Source organism: Sulfuracidifex metallicus DSM 6482 = JCM 9184 (assembly GCA_032834875.1).
Taxonomy (GTDB): Archaea; Thermoproteota; Thermoprotei_A; order Sulfolobales; family Sulfolobaceae; genus Sulfuracidifex; species Sulfuracidifex metallicus.
The window spans coordinates 1526277-1546267 of sequence record CP135238.1 but is presented as its reverse complement, the minus strand read 5'-3'; the positions used below and the strand labels follow the sequence as shown (position 1 = coordinate 1546267).

Below are 19991 nucleotides of genomic sequence, written 5' to 3'. Positions count from 1 at the left end.
TTTGCGAGAAAGCTTTTATGTCGTTTAATCCATCGGAAATGAAAAAGTATGTAAATAAGGATAGCTCTGTTCTAGTAGTATGGGACGTGCAGGAGACATTGGTAAACTCGATATTTAATAAAAATGAATTTATTAACAAAACTAAAGAGTTAATAAGGGAAGCTAGGTCTAAGGGAATTCCGATAATTTACACTAAGATAACTCCATTCCCAGAGAAATTTGAGTCACCACTTCGAAAGGGCTGGAAAATGAATTTTGGTGACATTGTAAATGAGCTAAAGCCTGAAGAGGGTGACCTCGTGCTAAACAAGAACACCGCAAGTATTTTTGTAGGAACTAATGTAGAACTCCTGATGAGGAACGCTGATAAGAAGGCTATAATATTTAGCGGAATTGCAACTGAAATAGGAGTTGAGAGCTCAGCTAGGCACGCTTTCAATCTTGGAATAATCCCTGTAATCGCTAAGGAAGCGGTATCATCAAGAAACAAGGAGGCCCATGAGAGGTCTTTAGCTAACATGTCATTGATGTTCCCAGTGTTAACAAATCAAGAAATATTAGAAATCTGGAAATAATATGGAGAAAAATATACTTGCACATGTCTCACAACATTACATGCTAATAGACGTTTAAGAAAAAATTAGATTATCTCATAATTTTAGAACTGTAGACGTGATTTCCTTGAGTTACGAAAGATCTCATCGTCCTTTTGCTTTTTAAATTGAAGTCCATTAGCCTTAACTTTGTGAAGAAATTTATAGGCCAATTCTTCATAACAGCGGCCTTAACGGAAATAAGCTTAGTCTACCCCGTTCATTTTTATGCCCTTTACCACTCAATGCTGCTGCTGGGTTTGATAACGGCCTTATATAACGGCCTTAATGGTATAGGATCCTACCTTTGGGGTTTCGTTCTAGACAACATGAAGTTAAGAAAAGAGCTTTCCATAGGCTTAAGCATAATGGGAATAGCGTCTGGAATAACATATTCTGTAAATGGACTAATAGGATATTCAATTATAGGTTTCATATCTTCCTTAGATGCACCGCTCTACTCTTTGATACTTCTTGAAACTTTAACGGAGGAAGAGTTAGTTAAAGGAAATTCCATATTATCAGAGATCTCCCTTGCAGGTAACATAGCCGGAAGCATCTTGGCTTCCGTCTTTCCTAATCCACTCATGGTAACTGGCCTGTTCCTTCTATCTCTAATATCTAATCTAACATTTGTCCCTAAGTATGATGGAAAAACTAACGCAAATAGAAAGGAAATGTTTAACGATATAAAGAATTTATATTATCCTGTCATTTCTTATTTTGCATTTAACCTTTCAGCTGAGCTCTTTTTTACGGTTTACGTACCCCTAAACTACTCAATGGGAAACCCAGAATATGTTGTGTTCCTAAGTTATACCATTCTCTATATAGTTGATGAGTTCATGTACAGTAAGGTAGTAAACTTCGTCAAGGGAAAAGAGGTTAGGTATATTTACTTTTCAATATTTGGAAGGGCATTAATCTCACTTTCTTTAGCTCTTCTAGTGGAAACACAGTTGAAGATTGGATTAGGTATTATGGGATTTTTCATGGCTTATGGACCTATATTTCCCTTGTATAGCACTGCGTTCTTCTCTGTTGTAGTGAAGGGATTGAAAAGAAATAGGGCTACCATACTTGGGCTTTTAAACGCTGCTGAAGATGTTGCGTCAATAATAGGTGGATTAGTTTTAGGATTAGCGGAGACGTTATCTGGAGCCTACATGATGAGTTTTTACGCGCTTGCAGTAGCTATGTTCTCGTTCTCTGCATACCTCTCCTCGAAAGGGCTTCAGAGTAAGCCAGCTTCTCCTCAGAAGAAGAAGGAATATACTCAGGCATCCTCTTAGGCTTTCCATCTCTTCCTACTCTAACGTAAGAAAAGTAAGCCGTACTTACGTTTTCTATTACATTAAATGAAGGATCCTCCCTGATTACATTTATCACTGTTTCCATTGATGTGTTTCCCACATAAGTTATACCTGCTCTAATTGTAATTATATCGTTAAGCCTAACTGGCGAATAAAACGAGAGATTTCTCACGGCTACAGTTACAACTGTATCTGGAGAGGAATCATCGTGATATCTGGTATAGCCTATTAACTTAAGTCCTAATGTGCCTCCCATATCATCCATTAGCTTCATCAATCTACCTGCGGAGATTATCCTTCCATCATAGGTCATTTCTGGAGATACATGAAGCGAAGTAGTTACCCTATGCCTCAAGCCTAAGGTTGGATCATGAACGTCAAACCGCATATTACGGTTAAGTCCTTCAAGTCTCTTGGCTCGTCTCTCTAGAGCCTCCTTTACCATCTTATCGTGAGAAGAAGAGACCTCCAATTCCTCTGTGATCTTTGTAGGTCTCAGAAGATCGTCTACCTTCACGTATGATCCAGACGCAGATACCACTTCCTCCCCCATAACTATTGCCTTCATAGAAACCTCAACTGAAGTGTTCCCCTTATGAAGGGTTTCAGCTCTGATTTCGACCAGATCTCCTAGTTTGACTGGTTTCTTGAACTCAACGTCGTCAAGAGAAGCAAGAAGAGTTACTCCTCTAGTTACCTTTCTGGCTGAAAGCATGCCAGCCTCAGCCAGCAAGCTTAACATATCTCCTCCATGAAGTCTTCCCATGAAGTTGGTATCACCATAATGAATTAGCTTAACAACTGTAACTTCGGTGTCACATATCTTCGTTTAGATCACCGTTAGTTTCATTTAAAGGTTTTGAAATATGAGAATATTTACTTCTTCAGCCATCTTTGTATACTTTTCTCCCCCTCTCCTAGAGAAATCAAGTAGAATGTCCCTGAGTTGTTTCAAAACGTCAACGTAATCTATCTTCTTGACTGCGTCTTCAGGTAATGAAGAAAAATCTACTCTCTTCTCACTTCCAGATAGAAAAGGCAAATATTCGTCCTCACTCACGCTTTGTATAAATAGACCCTTTCTGTCGAGATGGTATTCATGGGGTCCTCTCTTTACCAGAAAAATGGAAAAATCGTCTGATGGAGGAATTAACTTTGAAACTTCCTTTAGAAAAATTATTGCGTTGTCCTTATTTTTCTCTTTCATAAATTTACGAGTTACTTCGTCTAGCATGTTCACAATTCACTTAAGCGGTTTTTAACTTCACCTAATATTTTTGACTAATGAACTGATGAAGTTCCTCACTTTCTAACGAGAGCGAATGATTTCCACTTGTTTAGCATAATCTATGTAAAGACACCAAACTACTGAGAGAACATATTTTAAAGTTTAGTACTTCTTTCTCCCCTTCTTTCTTCATACATTATTTTATGACATTCTTGAAATGTCATAATGTCCTAAAGGCGGAGGCACAGGCACTTTCAACCTGATTTTCCCCTCTCTAAACCAAGGTGAGAGTATGTAAGCAACGCCGTTTTTCTCCCAAGAAAGGACTTTAGCCTCAGATCGCGAAAGTCCCATATTTTCCCCAACTTCTTGTTTAATCCTGAAGAGAACCTTTGTATTGGAAAGTTGAACTACTATATCACTGAGATCTAACGGGTTATGAGTAGCAAATATAAACCCGAGTTTCCTTCTTCTCCCCAGCCTCATCATTGTGGCTATCTTCCCTGCTACTTTCCTTACGTAATATGCATCCTCTTCTCCTCCTTTGCCAGATGGAAAGAATCTATGTGCTTCGTCTATCACTATCACAAATCTTCCCTTTACTATACCAGATCTCATCTGCCTCTCTCTGAAATCAAAGATCCTATCTAGAAAGAAATAAGCTAATATTTTTTGTGAAAATTCCTCTATTTCGCTATTATATAGATCAAAAATAACTAGTCTTTGATCTCCTTCTAGAGAGTCCCTGAATCTGTCCTTTTCAACTGGAACATCAAAGAGACCAGTATCCCTCATGGTATAAAGTCCTCTCCTTATGTTATCTCTGGTGCTCTTATGAACACTGTTTCTCTCAAATTCTTCATCGTCCAATGATTCTATAAGCTCTTCTAAGCTCCTAATTTCCTTTCTTGAGAGTATAAATTGTCTTAGGAATTGAGAGGCTTGTTCAGTGAAGTAAGGATTAAGCCTATTAAATATCCTTTTAATCTCAGGAAATTTGAAATAAAATGGATGGATAAATGCATCGGACTTCCAGTAATCAGTTTTGATCATTATTCGGTTATCTTTAACGTCAGTTTCCACGCTCAATCCCTTAGATGACATGAAGTCAACAACTGGCTTCACGAAGGCGTTAAAGTAGGATAAAGTGACGTCATTTACGGTCTTAGCCTTATTTTTCCTTCTCCAGAATGAAGTAACAGGAAAAACTATATCTGCCGTTAACCCATTTATCCCTGATTCGTATAAGTTGGAGAAATCGGATCTACCCTTTTGCACAGCAGGGTCGTTTAAGTTAGGTGGTAAAAATACGTTGTAATAGTCCCCAGTTGCGTCTAGAACGAATATCTTGGATTCATTCTCGCTAAGATACAAACTGGCTATCACATCCTTGATGAAGGAAGTTTTCCCAGCCCCCGTAGTTCCTAACACGGAGACGTGAAAATTCAGGTCTTCAGGGGAAATTCCAACTTTCACCTTTGTATATGCGTTATCAAGGTAACCGAGATAGAGACCTCCCCTTCGAGTGTCCAAAGCTTTCTCTATGACGGATGGATTAGGTAGGAAAACTGGAGATTGAGGTTCCAGTACTAGATCAGCTACCTCAAGCTCGCCTCCTGAAAGTACATCCATCCTAGTAAGAGGCTCGCATTTCACAACCACATTGGTTATTAAAGATCCAGGTTCATCCTCGTTTGTGGAGGACGCACTCAAAACGTTTGAGTCCCCTATAAAAAGCGAAGTTGCATCCGTTCTCTCATAACCAACTATTCTTAGTAAAACGAAATAAAGCGTTTTTATATCAATTGCTCCAAGAAATATACCGACTCTACCTAGAAAGGGTAGTTTATAGTAAGTTACTGGATCAACTGAGACGTTTATCATAAAATCATCTGGAGTCACCCTAGACGGCATATGCCTGGCTACTTTACCTATGATCTGGGACCCCAGAGTTACAGCTAATGTATTGGCTTGCGATATTCTTTCCTTAATATTATTGAAGAGAGATTCGTCACTCAAGTCTGCACCCCTATTCTAGAGCTGAAACTGGCTTGTACGCCTATCCTTTCCATTATAGTTGAAATGACTCTCAGTACTCCGGAAGTTACTGCCTTAGCTGATGAGTCAGCAATAGCTAAAATTGACGGAATGCCATCTTTCGTGAACTCTAATGAGGACATCATATTTACAATCTTCATATCATTAGAGGTAGTCTCTATCCTTAATACGGAGAATTTCTTAACGTACGGATGAAATGGATAAATTAGATAATTAACGAAAATATCAACTTGATCTGTCTTTTTAAAAGGCCCTACAACGATGGGTCTATAAGGCTTAGAAGCCACGTTCTCGTACAGCCTCAACAAAAAAGCCTCGTCATTTAGAAAGGAAAGGGGATCTACTCTGTATTTTGCCACAAAGTCCCTTCTGAAGCTATCCTTTATGGAAGACCTTAAGAACTGCGACTTATCCAACCTTTTGACTATACCCACAACGTTCTTATCATTCAAAACAGTTTTCCTCCTTTGACTCAGCTTCTCCTTAACTTGATACCTAAGAAACATTGAGGGAGGAAAAATAGGGCCATCTATAATTAAAAGAGAACCGCTGGAGATTTTGCTCGAAAGAATAGCTTCAGTCTCCAGTATCAGCCTTATTTCCGCCTCTATTGTTTCGGGGTTTTGAAATGAACTAAAAGGTGTTCCATCTATGGATGTGGTTGATATTATTTCGCTGGAATAAAGAAAAGGAGTAATTCCTGAAGATTTGAAAGAGGAAGCTAGTGCAATAAAAGGTATTGATAGATCCAGAGATGGGAGACCAGAGATAGAAGGATAGACTCCCACTAGAGGGTGCATACTAGAAGAAAGTGACACAGAGGCTATGCTAACAACCCCTTTGGAGGACACGAAGGTTCTGCTGCTTCCGTCCACGGCAAAAACGTCTGATGGTTCGATGTATTCTACTTCCTTTATAAGTTCATCAACATTTGTTGCTGGAGTTGACACCTCATTGTCGTAAAATTGAAACTCGCCTCTTTCCAACAACTCATTGTCTAAATAGCCAACAATGTACTTCTCTACAACGTCGTAAAGAACTGTCCTCAAGTCTAACCTCTGCATTGTCATTGTACAAAACATAATTAATAATGAAAATATTTAAATATGGTGCGTTGAAAGTTGGTAATACCGGTTTTACCTAATCACCAGCGTATATCTTTCTTGCAGCCAAAACCAGGGGATCCCATACTCTAGCTACCGCAGGCAGGTAAGCGTTTTCCATAAAGAATAGGTCTTCTACAGTAGCACCCTTCATAATTGCCTCAGCTAATACATCTAATCTTCCTAATACCTCTTCTTGACCTACTATCTCAACTCCTAGAATCCTGCTATCCTTTTCATTTGCAATCAGCTTAACCCATATGTCCTTTGAGCCTGGGTAATACCTAGCTCTGGTCTTATGTTTCACTAAAGCTTCCTTTATCTTAAAATTGTACCTTGTTGCTTCTGCTGATGTAAGGCCTACCTTACCTACAAGGGTTTCTCTATATTTAGTTATCATAGTTCCAACTACTCCAGGGAACTTCTTCTCTATGCCACTTACATTAAACGCTGCGACGAATCCCATCTTGTTGGCAACCGGTGCGTAAGGAACCCAATCAGACTGCTTCGTAATCAAGTTGAAGGACTGAGCGACATCGCCAGCTGCAAAGACCCCCTTCTCGCTAGTTTCCATTTTCTCGTTCGTCACGATAGAATCATAAACGCCAAGCTTGAGTTGACCCTTAACTAAGTCTGAATTAGGTCTCACTCCAATCGCTATTACCGTTCCGTCCACTTTGTATTCACCTTTATCTGTAATTACTAACCGTCCCTTGTCTCTTACCTCCAACACAGCTTCGCCTAGCCTTAAATCGATCTCGGAAATCATCTTAGGTAAGAAGAATGAAGATATGTCCTCATCCACCATCCTGTTTAACGGGTACTTACCGCGGTGAATTAGAACTACTTTTTTCCCCTTCACTGAAAGGGCTTCAGCTGTCTCTATTCCAAGTATCCCTCCTCCTATTACGGCTATCTTGTTTAGCGACCAGAGGGCTTTACGTAACTCTGAAGCGTGAGCTGGATGGTGAACAAAATACACCCTTTCTGTTCCATCATTCTTCACTGTAATCGGAACTGAGCCTGTAGCTAAAATTAAGTAATCGTAGTCAATTGATTCCACCTTATCTTTAATCTCTACTGTAACGTGTCTGTCCTTAATATTCAGTTCTTTTACCCTTGTGTTAATTCTTAGATCTATTCCTCTTTTTTCAATGAAAAATGAAGGTTCATAAGTCATAAACAAGTTAGGATCGTCAAATAATCCTTCTAGAAAATATGGAACTCCGCAAGGCGCATGACTTACCATTTGAGTTGATTCAAGAACTGTCACTTTCATGTCAGGCGATAATCTCCTTATCCATGAAGCAGCTGACATTCCAGCTGCTCCTCCTCCTATAATTAAGACTCTTTGCATAAATCTTCCTTAAGAAACACCTTTATAACTATCATGGGGAAATTTATCTCATGAAAGCAGAAACTAAATTCGACGAAGTATATGAGCAGCTCAACTCCATTAAAGAAAATGAACTTTCCTTTAATGAAGTTGATACTGTAAGATTTGTTAAGTCTCAGATTCAAAAAATGAAAGGAAATCTATCAGAAATTGAAAATGCTTCACAAGATAAACGGTGGGAAGACATGCTTGCTAATTTCTTTCAGTTATTAGAAAAGATTAATATAATAAATATATACCTATTGCAACCTACTTCACTTTCTATGCTGATGAAAGAAAAAATTTCAGGTATAATTGAAAACCTGATAGCTTCAATATCATATTCGGTAGCTGAAGCCACGCTTTTAATAAAAGAAAACGCAAAAGAAATAGGAATAGAGTCGATCAATGTTTCAGTTTCAGGAACTCCAGCAACTATAAATGTAAGCTTAAGTATGAAGAAAACTTGAAGTTAAATGGAAAATCCTTATATTGATTGGGATACTAAGTTTGCGGAAGCTCTAAAGCTTAATGTGCCTGAAGCTAAATTTGACAATTTTGCCTTCTCAGGAATTGGAGGTAGCGGGATAATAGGCGACATAGCAAGAGTGTTTTTCCCTAATATAAAACCCGCGTCCATGATGGAAGGAAAGGAAACGCTTTTGGCTGTAAGCTATTCTGGAAATACGTCAGAGACAATAGAGGACGTTAAAACGGCTCTGCAAAAGGGTTCAGAGGTAATAATTATTACCTCCGGAGGAATTTTAGGACAATTTGCAAAAGAAAAAGGCTTAAAGCATATAATAGTCAAGGGAGGTTCTCAAACCAGATACTCCTTTCCATACTTAATTACCCCTCTTCTCAAAATAGTTTCTGAAAGAACGGGATCCAAGCTAAATCTAAAGGAACTCAAGGAGGGCGTCGAAACCAAAAAACAGGAAGTAATTGAAGAAGGAAAAAGATTAGCTAAACTGATTATAGGTAGGATACCTGTATTTTATAGTTCAAAACTTATAGGAATAGCAAAAAGATATAAACAGGAAGTAAATGAAAACGCAAAATACCCCGCATTTTACGGTGAGATACCCGAAGTTAATCACAACGAAGTAGAGGCTTATGTCCATGGTTACAATATTCATCCTGTCGTGCTACTTTCTAAGGAAATAGATGAGGTAACAGCTAAGGTATTGAATGCAACTGTTATTAAGGGAATGTTCGACAGCGATTTAAAAAACGTAAGTTCCCTCATGATGATGGGAGGCATAATGTCAATCGAAATCGCAGAAACTCTTCATGAAACTCCTGATAAGCTTTACAACATACCTAAAGCGAGGGAATTAACTTCTAATCTATTTAAGCCATCATCTATCTTGTAAGTCAAATGAGAATTTTTAACACGCTTGGAAGATCCCTTCAACCGTTTGAGCCTTTAGGGTCAACAGTAAAGATGTACGTATGTGGGCCAACAGTATATGATGAAGTCCACATGGGCCATGGAAGAACATTTGTAGCATATGATCTAATGAGTAGATATCTAAAATTAAGAGGTTTCAACGTAATCAGAGTTCAGAACATAACGGACATTGATGATAAAATAATAAAGAGGGCCAACGACAGCGGAAAAAGTTGGGAAGAAATAGTTGACGTTTATTCAAAGAGTTATCTAGAAGCCTTAGATTCCCTAAAGGTGAAGGTAGACCTTCATCCTAGAGTATCAATGCATATAAATGAAATCATTTCCTTCATCGAAGGTTTGATAGAGAAAGGACATGCGTATCAAACAAGTAGCGGTAGCGTTTACTTTGACGTCGACACGTATAGAAATTACGGAGAGCTTTCCAACACTGCAAAGAACTTGTGGAGCCAAGGAGAAGAAAGCGTGAGGGAGAAAAAGCATCCTTACGATTTCGCCTTATGGAAGGCCTCAAAGCCCAATGAACCATTTTGGGATTCACCGTGGGGAAGAGGAAGGCCAGGTTGGCATATAGAATGCTCAACTATGTCAACACGCTATCTAGGAGAAACATTCGATATCCATGGCGGAGGTATGGATTTGATATTTCCACACCACGAAAATGAAAGGGCGCAAAGCGAATCCATGCTTGGACATCCTTGGGTAAAGTATTGGGTCCATACTGCTTTCATAACAATTAAGAAAGAAAAAATGTCAAAATCTTTAGGAAATATAATACCTTTAAAGGACATAATCAAGAAATGGGGTGCTTCTACCTTAAGAGTTTGGTTCCTTTCTTCTCATTACAGAACTAACGTCGATTTCAGCGACGAGAGCATGGAACAAGCTAAGAGCTCCCTTGAAAGATTCAGAAACGCCATAGCAGTGTTAAGATCCGTCATAAAGGAAGGAAATATCTCATACTCTTCAGAAAGGGGTATAAAGACATCAAATAAGGTTCTCTCAATTTATCAGAAATTCCTTACCTCGATGGATGACGATTTCGATACCGCTTCCGCATTAGCTTCCATACACGAGTTAGCTACTTTAGTTTTTACTGAAATTCAAGAAAGCAGAGATTTCCTGAGCTCAGTTCTTGCTATGCAAGTAATGGAAAATTTCAATAGTGTATTTAGAGTTTTAGATGAGGAAATTAATGCAAATAGCCTTTCATTGGAGCGAATAGTAGATAACATTTTAGAAGTTAGAAAAACGCTGAGGGAAAAGAAAATGTATGAGGCGTCAGACATGATAAGAGATGCTCTGATGAAAGCAGGAATAAAGATCATGGACTCTAAGGAAGGCTCCACTTGGAGATTAGAGTGAAGGAAGAGAAAGTCATATAAAGGATTATTTTAAGATTCATTATAAATTCCAATAAAAAGTTATGTAGTATTAAAAGTCATATCAAAGGAATTCCATTATATTTTTCTCCTCTATTTATTTGTTTTAACTCTCCCTATCTAAAATGTAAATTGGTAATTCCTCTCCTTTAATATACCTCTTCAGCATTTCAATAGTAGTAGAAGAAATTCCCAATTTTCCTAATTCTTCTACGGAGAAAAATCTAGCTTCCTCAGCATCGGAAGCAGGCCTTAAACTCCCTCCTTCTATATTACAAATGAAATCTAAAATAATGTAATGGAATCCTTCCTTAATTATCTGAACCACAGCTAATAGCTTACTTGGCTTTACTATCAGACCTGTCTCTTCATTAATCTCCCTAATGAGAGCCTCCTGAACAGTTTCTCCGTATTCTACCTTTCCTCCTGGTATAGCCCATGTACCTGCATTAGGAGGTTTTGTCCTTTTCACAAGAAGAACTTTTCCGTTTTGCTGTATTAGTGCACCTACTGCCATTAATGGTCTATTCATAATGTCTTCCCTTTACATACGGATAAAAATTAATATTTTCCACCTTACGTTTTTCACGATGAAAGGTTTACTCTTTGCGTTTGTTATTGTCCTTATAATTAGCGAGATAGCCTTACCTTCACTGGCTCTGAATGATTTTCCTCAGCCACCTGACGTAGGTAAAACCTACAGTTTGCTTCAGGTACCGAGCTCGCTTAATTACATAGTAAAGCAGATTAATGCAACCGAAGTAAAATATGTAAAAGCTACTAACTCTACAAATGCTACAACTTCAACGAAAAAGTTGATACACATAAATGCAACCTATAGCGTTAACATTAATCTAATAAAGTATAACAGCTTCGGAAATCTAACGGTTTCGGTAACAGGAAATTTCACTAAGGATAATATTTCCTTCTATGAAGGTAACTTCACATTAAATCCGACTATGGATCCATTTACAATGGAGTATCCGTTCATAACACCTCAATATCTCTTTAATTCGACGTATGAAATACAGACGTCTAGTTATCAAGCTGTATTCGATTTAATTAAAACCCTAAACCTCAACTTTGCAGGAAATAGTGAAAAAGCACTTAAATACATAGTATATGACTCAATTACAGGAAATAATTACACAGTTACGGTACTACCTAACGGCTTGATATACGAGATTTCAAACTCCTCGTTTAATATGACTTTACAGTCTCTTCCTTCAATTATAAACATAACTTTAGAAAATTCAATTAAGGCATTAAATGAATCAGTTATAAATTCATCTTATGAATATTCTCTATACCAGTTTAACCCTACAGCTTCTACAATTCTACCACAATCGCAGTTAGAATTATATTATCCTATCACGTTTTCAAATGGAATAGTCACATTTAATGAGTTTGAACTTAGAATTTTGCCTAACGAAACCGTAACGGCCCCTAGAACCCTAGGTGGATTTACAATATACAATTATATTGATATATCAGAAATAAACCAGACATTTGTATCTTTTGTGTATAATCCGGGACAAGACAATGTAGTGTTCAATGGCGAGAACTTCACTTTAGTTAATATGACAAAAGTTTCAACCCCAATAGGTCAGTTTAATGCTTACTTGTACAAAAACGTGTCAGACGGAGGAAACGCAATTCAGTATTTATATGTAGCGAAATCTGGTTTGTTACTAGAATATAAGGGAGTTGAGGTCAGATCTGGAGTTCCCACAACAGTCGACGAGTTAAAATATATTGGAGATAACTATGTAAGTCCTACACAGACATTTCCATCCCACTCCATATCCGACACTCAACTTCCATATAATGTAGTTAATCCTAATACCTCATTAATAATTGCAGTAGTAGTAACATTAGTAATTGTTGCAATAATTATTCTTCTTCATAGAAGATTCGGTTAAAGCATAATTTTTTTAAACAAGCTGACAAAAAGACTTTAATTTTTGAAAGACGAGTGTGTTTCATGAGTCTCATATCTGATATTGTAACTTCTGATTTGTATACACAACAATTAAAGAAACTAGAGAGAGTATCCCAGATATTGTCGCTTGAAAATGACGTTATAGAGTCGCTATCCCAGCCAGAGAGAGTAATTCAGGTAAAGGTTAATCTAAAGGGCAACGATGGAAGAGTTAAAACTTTCATTGGATGGCGTTCTCAGCACAACAGTGCCTTAGGACCTTATAAGGGAGGAGTGAGGTTTTCTCCGAATGTGACCCAGACAGAAGTTATGGCACTATCTATGATGATGACATGGAAGAATTCCCTTTTAGGTCTTCCGTATGGAGGAGGAAAAGGGGGTATAAGGGTTGATCCTAAGTCTCTACATAGAGATGAGCTGGAAAGATTATCGAGAGGATACGTTAAGGCAATTTATAACTACATAGGAAGCGATATAGACATCCCCGCTCCTGACCTTAATACAGATCCACAAATAATGGCATGGTTTCTAGATGAGTACATTAAAGTAAGTGGAAAGGTAGATTTCGCTACGTTCACGGGTAAACCCGTTGAAATAGGAGGACTAAGCGTAAGGGAGTATAGCACTGGACTAGGACTGGCAACTATAACGAAAGTTGCAACAGAAAAGATTTTAGATGGCATTGAAGGAAAGAGAATAATAATTCAAGGTTTCGGTAATGTAGGATATTATGCTGCTAAATTTCTAACGGAGATGGGAGGAAAGGTAATAGGAGTTAGTGACTCTAAAGGTGGGATTATAACCGAAAATGGAATCGATCCTGAAAAGGTATTGGAATTAAAGAAAAACGGAGAGCCCATATCGTCTTACGAAGGTAAGAAGGTTACTAATGAACAATTATTGACATGGGATTGCGATATTCTAATTCCGGCCGCTGTTGAAAATGTAATCAATAAGACAAACGCGTCGCAAGTTAAGGCAAAAATAATTGTAGAAGGAGCTAACGGTCCCCTAACGGCTGACGCGGACGACATTCTAAGGAGGAACAACGTGACAGTAATTCCTGATATATTGGCAAACTCTGGTGGGGTAGTGGGAAGTTATGTAGAATGGGCGAATAACAAAATGGGAGACATAGTAGAGGACGAAGAGGCAAAGAAGCTAATTATTACAAGAATGGAAAAGGCATTCAACAACATGTACCAAGAACACGAGAAGAAGTTTAGTGAGTATGATTTCCGTACTTCAGCTATGGCAATAGCAATAGAAAGGGTAGTTAGGGCGTCTAAATTAAGAGGACTAATGTAATTTTTTAAGCCAATAATAACAAAAACCTATCTAGTTTTTACTGATGTTTATGAATATAACTATTTTCTAGAGCTTTATTATAAAAATATTACGAAATAAAGTAAGGTAGAGCGTAAAGAAGTATCAAAACTATTGTTATTATAGCTGCAACAACTAGCATCCATTTTGAAATGTTCTTAGAAGAGCCAAATATTATGGGAATTGGACCGAGGAATATTACGCCTCCGACTTCCGTCTTTCTTTCCTCTTGTTCTTTCGACTTCACTCTACTAGACCGTCTAACTGACTTAGCTAACTCGTAAATTACTCCAAAAAAAACAATTATGAAGCCTATGAAAATCATCAAGGTTCCAAAGTCAATTAACGAATTCATATTTATGTTAGAGTCTGAATGGATTTAATTTTGTTTGCCAAGATTTCTATCTCTTTAGGTATTTCTACCGTGTCTACTTGGCTTATCATTTCTCCTATTGAAGTTCTAATTTGATTATAGTCAATTCCCCTCTTTTTCATTAGATTGAAAAGCCACTTCAAATTCTCCTCCTTACCTAAATCCTTTAGCTCCTTATCATCAGGCGATATTCCCATGTTTTTCAGAACGTTAAGTAAGACTTGCTTATTATAATAGCTTTCAACTTCCTTACTCATTGGAACGCAATATTCCCTAAGGCTGATGTCTATGCTATCGCACATACCAAGAAATATGGTATCTAGCTTTAGCATTCTCCTTAACTTTAGCCAATTATCCAATTCCAATGTAGATGTGACCTTAAATACTTGGATTCCAGTATCCTCAGGTACTATGTTGAGTCTCCTCAACCAGTTGTTGATAACTACCGGCTCTGCGTTATAGTCAGTTAAAATCACAATTCTATTAAATACTATATCACTAAGACTAATCTTAAGTATACTTAAAATGTTCTTTAAGCCATCTCTAGGTTTCACAAGCACTGCAGTAGAGCTACCTTCAATCCTCCTGAGTACTATGTAGGAGTCTACGTTTGAGGAGACAACGTAGGGGGAGTGAGTAGTTATGAATGCTTGAAGGATTCCAGAATCAGTCCAGCTTTTGATTAACTTCATTATCTTAGACTGAAGCGTGGGATGCATATTGATCTCGGGCTCCTCAACCAAAAGTATTTTGTTACCACTTAACCATATTATAAATAACATGAGAAGTACTCTTTGAAAACCACTTGCAGCCCAGTCGATATATATAGGCATGTCATATACATTAAGCACAAGTTTCCTTCCCTCCCAAAATTCCATGCCCTTTATTTCCGGTATGGTCTTGCTTACTAAGTTAACGAAATCATACCAATACCTTCTTAGATTTATTGGAGAACTATTCATGTCCATCATTCTCTTCATAGTTTCATCGAAATAGGTTTGATCGAATATGGGGACATACTCAACGTGTTGAGATGCATACTCCGCGATTTTCCTGATAGTCTGTAGATCGTCTTTGCCCGGCGGGGAGCCGTTTATAACTACCCTATCCACGTTCCACTCAGCATAACCTCCACTGTATTTAACTTCGTTTTCAACCTCCAAAATTATAGGGGCATTTTTGCCTAAGATTTTATTAGTCTCTTCTGAAGTAAACTCTATCCTTCCTCCAAGTCGCATCTCTGACGATGTATCGTAACCTTTCCATAAAAGAAGAAGCTCGTTATTCCTATCCTCTATTGACTTCTTTTCAATTCCAGAAGAAAGGTTTCTAAGGAATAGATAGATTGCAGTCAGGAAATTAGTTTTGCCGTACCCATTATATCCTACTACAACATTGAAGCCACCGATATCATTCAATTCTATCGCTGATATACTTTTAAAATTCTTTATGTGTAAGTCGGTAATCTTCACTGCCTCTCACAAGTAATACTACAGGAATTAAGTTATAATCGTTAAGTACTTGAGGTATGGGATTTTCTCATAATAAAGAAAAAGGCGGTATTATCGGCCCAATGCTTTAAAAGATTCCCTTTACAAATCCACCGTCTACTGTTATTAATTGACCGGTTATATACGTTGACATGGAGGAAGCCAAGAACAAGAAGACGTTAGCTACCTCCTCTGGAGATGCTATTCTCTTCAAAGGAATTTGAGATGTAATATCTCTCAGAACTTCATCTTCGTTTTTAGACTCCCTTTGAGCTCTGTCCTTGACTAGCTGTGAAACCCTCTCTGTCATTGTCCAACCTGGGAGAACAGCGTTGACGAGAATTCCCTTCTCTGCAAGTTCATTTGAGGCTGACTTGACTAGTCCAGCAAGCGACAATCTGACTACATTAGATAGATCTAGATTAGGCAAAGGTTCCCTTAAAGTCATTGAAGTGGAAAGAACTATCCTGCCCCCATCTTTCATCAATTTTGCAGATTCCCTGACTGCAACTACCGCGTTAAGGAGCAAAAGATTAAACGCGTCCCTCCAATCGTCATCTGAGAGTGTAGATATGTTACCTGGTTTAGGGGAACCTGTAACGTAACATAGAACGTCCAATCCACCCATACTAGCTTCAGCGTCTTTTATAAGGGACTTTACTTGGTCAACATCGCGCATATCTGCTACAAAAGAATACACTCTTCCTATAGATGATAGCTTCTCTTTGGCTTTATCCAGATTTATCTTTGAGCTTGAGGAAATTGTTACTATAGCCCCTTCCGAAAGAAAGGCCTTTGCTACGGAAAATCCAATACCCCTGCTTGAAGCAGTTACTAAAACTCTCTTACCTTTAATTTGTAGATCCATCTTTATCGAAGAACTGATCTATGGTGAATGATTTAGAGTTTATCTCTTTTTTTATTTTAAGGAAGTCTTGTCTTATAATTTCCCTTAAGCTGGGATTATATAGTGCAGCTGCAGGGTGATATGTGGGAAATACTTTGATTTCAAGTTCGTAGAATTTAACTTGATGAAATTTTCCCCTTACGCTTGTTATATTAGCAAATGATATTCCTGAACTCGAAAAGATAAAGGAAGTAGAATGTCTACCTAAGGTAACTATAACACGTGGTTTTATTTCTCGTATTTGAGAAATAAGATAAGTTGAGCATGCCCTTATTTCCTCAGGTAGTGGATCTCTATTATTTGGAGGTCTACATTTCACTACGTTCGTGATAAATACATCTTTCCTCTGAATTCCCAGAACTTCGTTTATCATAGTATCCAACAACTTACCTGCAGCTCCAACGAAAGGCTTACCCATCATATCTTCCTTTGCCCCCGGAGCTTCACCTATAAACATAATTTCTGCCTTCGGGTTTCCCTCTCCAGGAACTGGATTTAACCTTAGCTTTGAAAGTTGACATTTTTTACAGGATAGCACTTCTATTGCTATGTCATCTAGAGACATCTTACCTTAAACTGATTCTAACCTTGTTATTTAAGTTTCAGGTAATCGACCCATCATCACTGATCATCCTATGTCGGCGTCATCACTAACTGTTCCCCGCCATGCTGACTACCCTCATTTAAGCGACTTCGCAAAATCGGGTAGGGATGGAAGGCGGGGATAAATATTAACTTGTTATATAACCTTTTAACTCTTATTAGTTCTAATCATCTTGTATGCCCTATAAAGAATAACAATTAGAACTATCTGGCCTAGATCTATTACCAGTGTTTTTGCTCCATTGAAGGTTATTTCTATCAGAAATGGTAATATCATTATTTCTGGTTTCCATGTTTCATAGATCAAATAATAGTTAAAATAATTTAAAAATACAAATGAAATACCAGAAGAGTCTATTAGAACGTTATAGAATGTGGACTTGGTCCCATAAAAAATCACTATAGAAATAAAGAATAGCATCAGAGCCAAAAAAGTGGAAAATGAGACGCCCACCGGTAAAGAGAGATTATAGTGAACACCAGTAGGTGAAATGCCTGCTAATTCCTCATCTCCTACTGGAACCACTGGAAAAACGGAAAGGAAAATCAAGGTCAATAGCGAAGCTATTATAAAGACATAGGCATAATACCCCTTCAAATCCATGCATAGTTTTCTAAAGGTATGAGTAAAAAGACTATTCATTATGTCTAAAAAGTTCTTGGATCTTCAGGACCTTATCTTGATAAAAACCTCACTTGAAAAGGTAAAGATGCATGTAAACGAGAGAGAAGATAAAAGTATATTCAAATGGATAAAAAGGGAATCTGCAGTAACTATCTCAAAGTGCTATAAATTTCCAGAGTTGAAAGAACCTGCAGAGGAGATGAAGAAGGCTATAGAAGGAGAAGATTATGAGAAGTTAAAGGAAATTCTGCCAGAACTACTGAATAAGGTCGAAACTAAAATTAACGAATATTATAACTCAATGCAATAAAAAATATCGAGTATTTATTAATATCTATATAATAATAAATAGAATTTTATAAGAGATGAATGATATAATATAGACCGTTTACGTTTTGATACATAGTATAGAAAGCCACTAGAACAATTATTATAGCAAATATTTTTCTTAATGTAGACTTTGGAATGGTAGAAGCCATTGAAGCCCCTAGATAACCTCCAGCTATACCTCCAAGTAGATACAAGATGCTTACTGTAACATTAATATCACCGTAAACTGCATAAGTGGAAGCAGCAGTAACTCCAAAGGTCCCTACGGCAATTAAGGAAGTACCTACTGCCCTTAGCATATCTAAAGAGGAACTGAACAGAAGCCCTGGAACTACGAGGAATCCTCCTCCTATTCCAAAATAGCCTGAGGCAAAACCTACAGCAAAACCTGCTGGGATTACCCTTTGAAGGTTTATTCCAGATGTTAGAGATGCTAAACCTAACTTACCGTTTCCTACAACTGTGCTATCAGTCTTTGCTTGGATTGACTTGCATCTAGTTTTCCACATCTTAGCTGCAACGGCTATCATTAAGAAACTGAACAGAAATAGAACGAATGCCCCAGACATTAGATGGCTAAGATAAGCTCCTATGATATCTCCTATGACTCCAGGGATTGTAAAGAAGATACCTTGCTTAATTCTAACGTTTCCTTTCCTAAAGTGCATATACGCGTTAAGGTAAGCATTCAAACCAACTGCGAGTGCCGTTGTCCCTAAAACTAGATGTACGATATAACTATACTCTGAAGGTGTCTTAGCCTCTGATGCTAATCCTACGAAATATAAGAGCAGTGGTATTGCAAGTATTGATCCACCTCCGCCTATCAATCCAAGGCTAAATCCAACTAGAACCCCAGATATTATTGACAACAACAATTGTAGGGGCGACAAAGTTACTGAAAACGATGGATCGGCAAGCATGAGATGAATTTATCGTTTAAACTTTAAAAAGTTATGTTTGTATAAAATCACAACTAGTATCAACACTATAATTAGTATTATTGTTATCACATAAACTAAATGATCTATTTGGCCGACCACTGTAGAGTAGTTCTTGCCAAATAGAAAGCCTACGTAAGCTAACACTCCGTTCCAAATAAGTTGGCCCAATAGCGTGGCTATTGAAAAGCGACCTATGTTCATCCTCACCAATCCAGCAGGATACGATATTAAGGCACGTAAGGCAGGAAGGAATCTAGCAAAAAAGACCGCAAAAACTCCATAAGAGTTAAACCATGAATACATCTTCATTAAATTACTTTGATTTAATTTGATATATTTTCCATATCTTAAAAGAATAGGCTCTCCTATTCTAGATGCTATGAAGTAATCAAACAAGGATCCTATCATAGCACCTAGCGTTCCTATTAATATAGCACCTACCAAATTATATTGACCTTGAGATGAGAAATAGCCAGCTAATGGCATTATAACTTCGCTAGGCACGGGCAAACCTAGTGCTTCTAAAAACATAAGAACAAGTAAAATAGTGTAAGACGTAGGCTCTAAATTCATTTATGGAATCTCGCCACCGTGGGGGCATTTTTTGGGTCTTCCCAGGTATACATAAAGTTTTTCCATAACCTCCTCAGGAATCATGTAATCGAATTTCTTAGAGATGTCGCATGCAGATTTTTCATCAAATCCTATTTTAACTAATAGAGTTTCCACAACTCTATGAGTTTTTGTCCATTCTTCATATTCCTTCTCTCCACTCTCTGTAATCCATATCCCGTCCTTTTCCTTCTTTACCAAGTTCTTCTCAGTAAGATGAGATATCTCTTCAAATACGCTTGAAGGGGCTATATTCATATCTTTGGCTATTCTAGCTATCTTTGCTGGATTACCATTATCGTTATACTTCTTTATGACAGTCAGATAATCATATTCTCTCTTAGATACCTCCATCGCTAAATATTAGCTTTTA

22 protein-coding genes are annotated in these 19991 nt (G+C 37.6%); 8 read left to right on the top strand and 14 right to left on the bottom strand.

The window, feature by feature from the left end:
• The first annotated feature begins 17 nt into the window (after positions 1-17).
• On the top strand, positions 18-575 hold the full coding sequence (locus RQ359_RS08530; protein ID WP_156016872.1) for a cysteine hydrolase family protein: 558 nt from the start codon (positions 18-20) through the stop codon (positions 573-575).
• A gap of 170 nt (positions 576-745) precedes the next feature.
• Positions 746-1885 (top strand): MFS transporter, encoded by a 1140-nt coding sequence (locus tag RQ359_RS08525; RefSeq protein WP_156016874.1) that lies wholly within the window; start codon positions 746-748, stop codon positions 1883-1885.
• Here RQ359_RS08525 and RQ359_RS08520 read toward each other — a convergent pair.
• The 5 genes from RQ359_RS08520 to RQ359_RS08500 all read right to left on the bottom strand — a co-directional run bounded on the left by RQ359_RS08520 (position 1788) and on the right by RQ359_RS08500 (position 7652).
• Complete coding sequence (locus RQ359_RS08520) at positions 1788-2672, bottom strand: acyl-CoA thioesterase (protein WP_083476910.1); 885 nt, start codon at positions 2670-2672, stop codon at positions 1788-1790. The genes RQ359_RS08525 and RQ359_RS08520 overlap by 98 nt on opposite strands.
• A gap of 84 nt (positions 2673-2756) precedes the next feature.
• The gene (locus RQ359_RS08515; protein WP_156016875.1) at positions 2757-3140 is read right to left on the bottom strand and encodes a Rossmann-fold NAD(P)-binding domain-containing protein; all 384 of its coding nucleotides are present in this window, start codon (positions 3138-3140) and stop codon (positions 2757-2759) included.
• Positions 3141-3335: 195 nt separating this feature from the next.
• A complete protein-coding gene (locus RQ359_RS08510) occupies positions 3336-5153 on the bottom strand; it encodes an ATP-binding protein (protein ID WP_054837945.1) in 1818 nt (605 codons plus the stop codon).
• On the bottom strand, positions 5150-6256 hold the full coding sequence (locus tag RQ359_RS08505; protein ID WP_162308989.1) for a DNA double-strand break repair nuclease NurA: 1107 nt from the start codon (positions 6254-6256) through the stop codon (positions 5150-5152). The genes RQ359_RS08510 and RQ359_RS08505 overlap by 4 nt, the downstream gene beginning before the upstream one ends.
• Positions 6257-6332: 76 nt before the next feature.
• Complete coding sequence (locus RQ359_RS08500) at positions 6333-7652, bottom strand: FAD-dependent oxidoreductase (protein WP_156016879.1); 1320 nt, start codon at positions 7650-7652, stop codon at positions 6333-6335.
• 50 nt (positions 7653-7702) lie between these two features.
• On the opposite strand from RQ359_RS08500, the gene RQ359_RS08495 reads away from it, so the two are divergent.
• The 3 genes from RQ359_RS08495 to cysS are packed head-to-tail and all read left to right on the top strand — an operon-like array spanning position 7703 to position 10449.
• Positions 7703-8140 carry a hypothetical protein gene (locus tag RQ359_RS08495; protein WP_457921164.1) on the top strand — a complete coding sequence of 146 codons (438 nt, stop codon included), beginning with the start codon at positions 7703-7705 and terminating at the stop codon, positions 8138-8140.
• 6 nt (positions 8141-8146) lie between these two features.
• Positions 8147-9046 carry a bifunctional phosphoglucose/phosphomannose isomerase gene (locus RQ359_RS08490; protein ID WP_457921163.1) on the top strand — a complete coding sequence of 300 codons (900 nt, stop codon included), beginning with the start codon at positions 8147-8149 and terminating at the stop codon, positions 9044-9046.
• A 5-nt stretch (positions 9047-9051) separates the two neighbouring features.
• Positions 9052-10449 carry a cysteine--tRNA ligase gene (gene cysS, locus RQ359_RS08485; protein ID WP_156016885.1) on the top strand — a complete coding sequence of 466 codons (1398 nt, stop codon included), beginning with the start codon at positions 9052-9054 and terminating at the stop codon, positions 10447-10449.
• A gap of 123 nt (positions 10450-10572) precedes the next feature.
• Here cysS and RQ359_RS08480 read toward each other — a convergent pair whose 3' ends face one another.
• Entirely contained in the window at positions 10573-10998 is a 426-nt protein-coding gene (locus tag RQ359_RS08480; protein ID WP_054837949.1) for an NUDIX hydrolase, read from the bottom strand.
• A 58-nt stretch (positions 10999-11056) separates the two neighbouring features.
• Here RQ359_RS08480 and RQ359_RS08475 point away from each other — a divergent pair, with 58 nt between their 5' ends.
• Complete coding sequence (locus RQ359_RS08475; protein WP_054837950.1) at positions 11057-12388, top strand: hypothetical protein; 1332 nt, start codon at positions 11057-11059, stop codon at positions 12386-12388.
• A gap of 71 nt (positions 12389-12459) precedes the next feature.
• Positions 12460-13716 carry a Glu/Leu/Phe/Val family dehydrogenase gene (locus RQ359_RS08470; RefSeq protein WP_338117033.1) on the top strand — a complete coding sequence of 419 codons (1257 nt, stop codon included), beginning with the start codon at positions 12460-12462 and terminating at the stop codon, positions 13714-13716.
• A gap of 88 nt (positions 13717-13804) precedes the next feature.
• Here RQ359_RS08470 and RQ359_RS08465 read toward each other — a convergent pair whose 3' ends face one another.
• The 5 genes from RQ359_RS08465 to RQ359_RS08445 all read right to left on the bottom strand — a co-directional run bounded on the left by RQ359_RS08465 (position 13805) and on the right by RQ359_RS08445 (position 17711).
• Positions 13805-14089 carry a TIGR00304 family membrane protein gene (locus tag RQ359_RS08465; RefSeq protein ID WP_457921162.1) on the bottom strand — a complete coding sequence of 95 codons (285 nt, stop codon included), beginning with the start codon at positions 14087-14089 and terminating at the stop codon, positions 13805-13807.
• 2 nt (positions 14090-14091) lie between these two features.
• A complete protein-coding gene (locus RQ359_RS08460; protein ID WP_054837951.1) occupies positions 14092-15579 on the bottom strand; it encodes an ATP-dependent nuclease in 1488 nt (495 codons plus the stop codon).
• Positions 15580-15685: 106 nt separating this feature from the next.
• Positions 15686-16465 carry an SDR family oxidoreductase gene (locus RQ359_RS08455; protein WP_054837952.1) on the bottom strand — a complete coding sequence of 260 codons (780 nt, stop codon included), beginning with the start codon at positions 16463-16465 and terminating at the stop codon, positions 15686-15688.
• Complete coding sequence (udg, locus tag RQ359_RS08450; protein ID WP_156016891.1) at positions 16449-17069, bottom strand: type-4 uracil-DNA glycosylase; 621 nt, start codon at positions 17067-17069, stop codon at positions 16449-16451. The genes RQ359_RS08455 and udg overlap by 17 nt, the downstream gene beginning before the upstream one ends.
• Before the next feature lie 186 nt (positions 17070-17255).
• Positions 17256-17711: a hypothetical protein gene (locus tag RQ359_RS08445; RefSeq protein ID WP_054837973.1), complete on the bottom strand. Its 456-nt coding sequence runs from the start codon at positions 17709-17711 to the stop codon at positions 17256-17258.
• A 40-nt stretch (positions 17712-17751) separates the two neighbouring features.
• Between RQ359_RS08445 and RQ359_RS08440 the strand changes: the two genes are divergently transcribed.
• Entirely contained in the window at positions 17752-18042 is a 291-nt protein-coding gene (locus RQ359_RS08440) for a hypothetical protein (RefSeq protein WP_054837953.1), read from the top strand.
• A 46-nt stretch (positions 18043-18088) separates the two neighbouring features.
• Here the strand turns inward: RQ359_RS08440 and RQ359_RS08435 are convergent, their stop codons facing one another.
• Genes RQ359_RS08435 through RQ359_RS08425 form a run of 3 tightly spaced genes read right to left on the bottom strand, consistent with a single transcriptional unit; the run spans position 18089 to position 19972 of the window.
• Positions 18089-18985: a sulfite exporter TauE/SafE family protein gene (locus RQ359_RS08435; protein WP_054837954.1), complete on the bottom strand. Its 897-nt coding sequence runs from the start codon at positions 18983-18985 to the stop codon at positions 18089-18091.
• Between the two features lie 9 nt (positions 18986-18994).
• Positions 18995-19579, bottom strand: coding sequence for a DedA family protein (locus RQ359_RS08430; protein ID WP_156016893.1), 585 nt, complete (start codon positions 19577-19579; stop codon positions 18995-18997).
• Positions 19580-19972 (bottom strand): metal-dependent transcriptional regulator, encoded by a 393-nt coding sequence (locus tag RQ359_RS08425; protein ID WP_156016894.1) that lies wholly within the window; start codon positions 19970-19972, stop codon positions 19580-19582.
• Between the last annotated feature and the right edge of the window lie 19 nt (positions 19973-19991).

Bases quoted from the DNA above. Each gene is read 5' to 3' on its own strand.
- RQ359_RS08430 (WP_156016893.1), bottom strand. From the start codon at position 19,579: ATGAATTTAGAGCCTACGTCTTACACTATTTTACTTGTTCTTATGTTT.
- RQ359_RS08490 (WP_457921163.1), top strand. From the start codon at position 8,147: ATGGAAAATCCTTATATTGATTGGGATACTAAGTTTGCGGAAGCTCTA.
- RQ359_RS08480 (WP_054837949.1), bottom strand. From the start codon at position 10,998: ATGAATAGACCATTAATGGCAGTAGGTGCACTAATACAGCAAAACGGA.
- RQ359_RS08495 (WP_457921164.1), top strand. From the start codon at position 7,703: ATGAAAGCAGAAACTAAATTCGACGAAGTATATGAGCAGCTCAACTCC.
- RQ359_RS08475 (WP_054837950.1), top strand. From the start codon at position 11,057: ATGAAAGGTTTACTCTTTGCGTTTGTTATTGTCCTTATAATTAGCGAG.
- RQ359_RS08455 (WP_054837952.1), bottom strand. From the start codon at position 16,465: ATGGATCTACAAATTAAAGGTAAGAGAGTTTTAGTAACTGCTTCAAGC.
- RQ359_RS08435 (WP_054837954.1), bottom strand. From the start codon at position 18,985: ATGCTTGCCGATCCATCGTTTTCAGTAACTTTGTCGCCCCTACAATTG.
- RQ359_RS08515 (WP_156016875.1), bottom strand. From the start codon at position 3,140: ATGCTAGACGAAGTAACTCGTAAATTTATGAAAGAGAAAAATAAGGAC.
- RQ359_RS08505 (WP_162308989.1), bottom strand. From the start codon at position 6,256: ATGCAGAGGTTAGACTTGAGGACAGTTCTTTACGACGTTGTAGAGAAG.
- RQ359_RS08465 (WP_457921162.1), bottom strand. From the start codon at position 14,089: ATGAATTCGTTAATTGACTTTGGAACCTTGATGATTTTCATAGGCTTC.
- RQ359_RS08520 (WP_083476910.1), bottom strand. From the start codon at position 2,672: ATGGGAAGACTTCATGGAGGAGATATGTTAAGCTTGCTGGCTGAGGCT.
- RQ359_RS08440 (WP_054837953.1), top strand. From the start codon at position 17,752: ATGTCTAAAAAGTTCTTGGATCTTCAGGACCTTATCTTGATAAAAACC.
- cysS (WP_156016885.1), top strand. From the start codon at position 9,052: ATGAGAATTTTTAACACGCTTGGAAGATCCCTTCAACCGTTTGAGCCT.
- RQ359_RS08445 (WP_054837973.1), bottom strand. From the start codon at position 17,711: ATGGATTTGAAGGGGTATTATGCCTATGTCTTTATAATAGCTTCGCTA.
- udg (WP_156016891.1), bottom strand. From the start codon at position 17,069: ATGTCTCTAGATGACATAGCAATAGAAGTGCTATCCTGTAAAAAATGT.
- RQ359_RS08530 (WP_156016872.1), top strand. From the start codon at position 18: ATGTCGTTTAATCCATCGGAAATGAAAAAGTATGTAAATAAGGATAGC.
- RQ359_RS08500 (WP_156016879.1), bottom strand. From the start codon at position 7,652: ATGCAAAGAGTCTTAATTATAGGAGGAGGAGCAGCTGGAATGTCAGCT.
- RQ359_RS08425 (WP_156016894.1), bottom strand. From the start codon at position 19,972: ATGGAGGTATCTAAGAGAGAATATGATTATCTGACTGTCATAAAGAAG.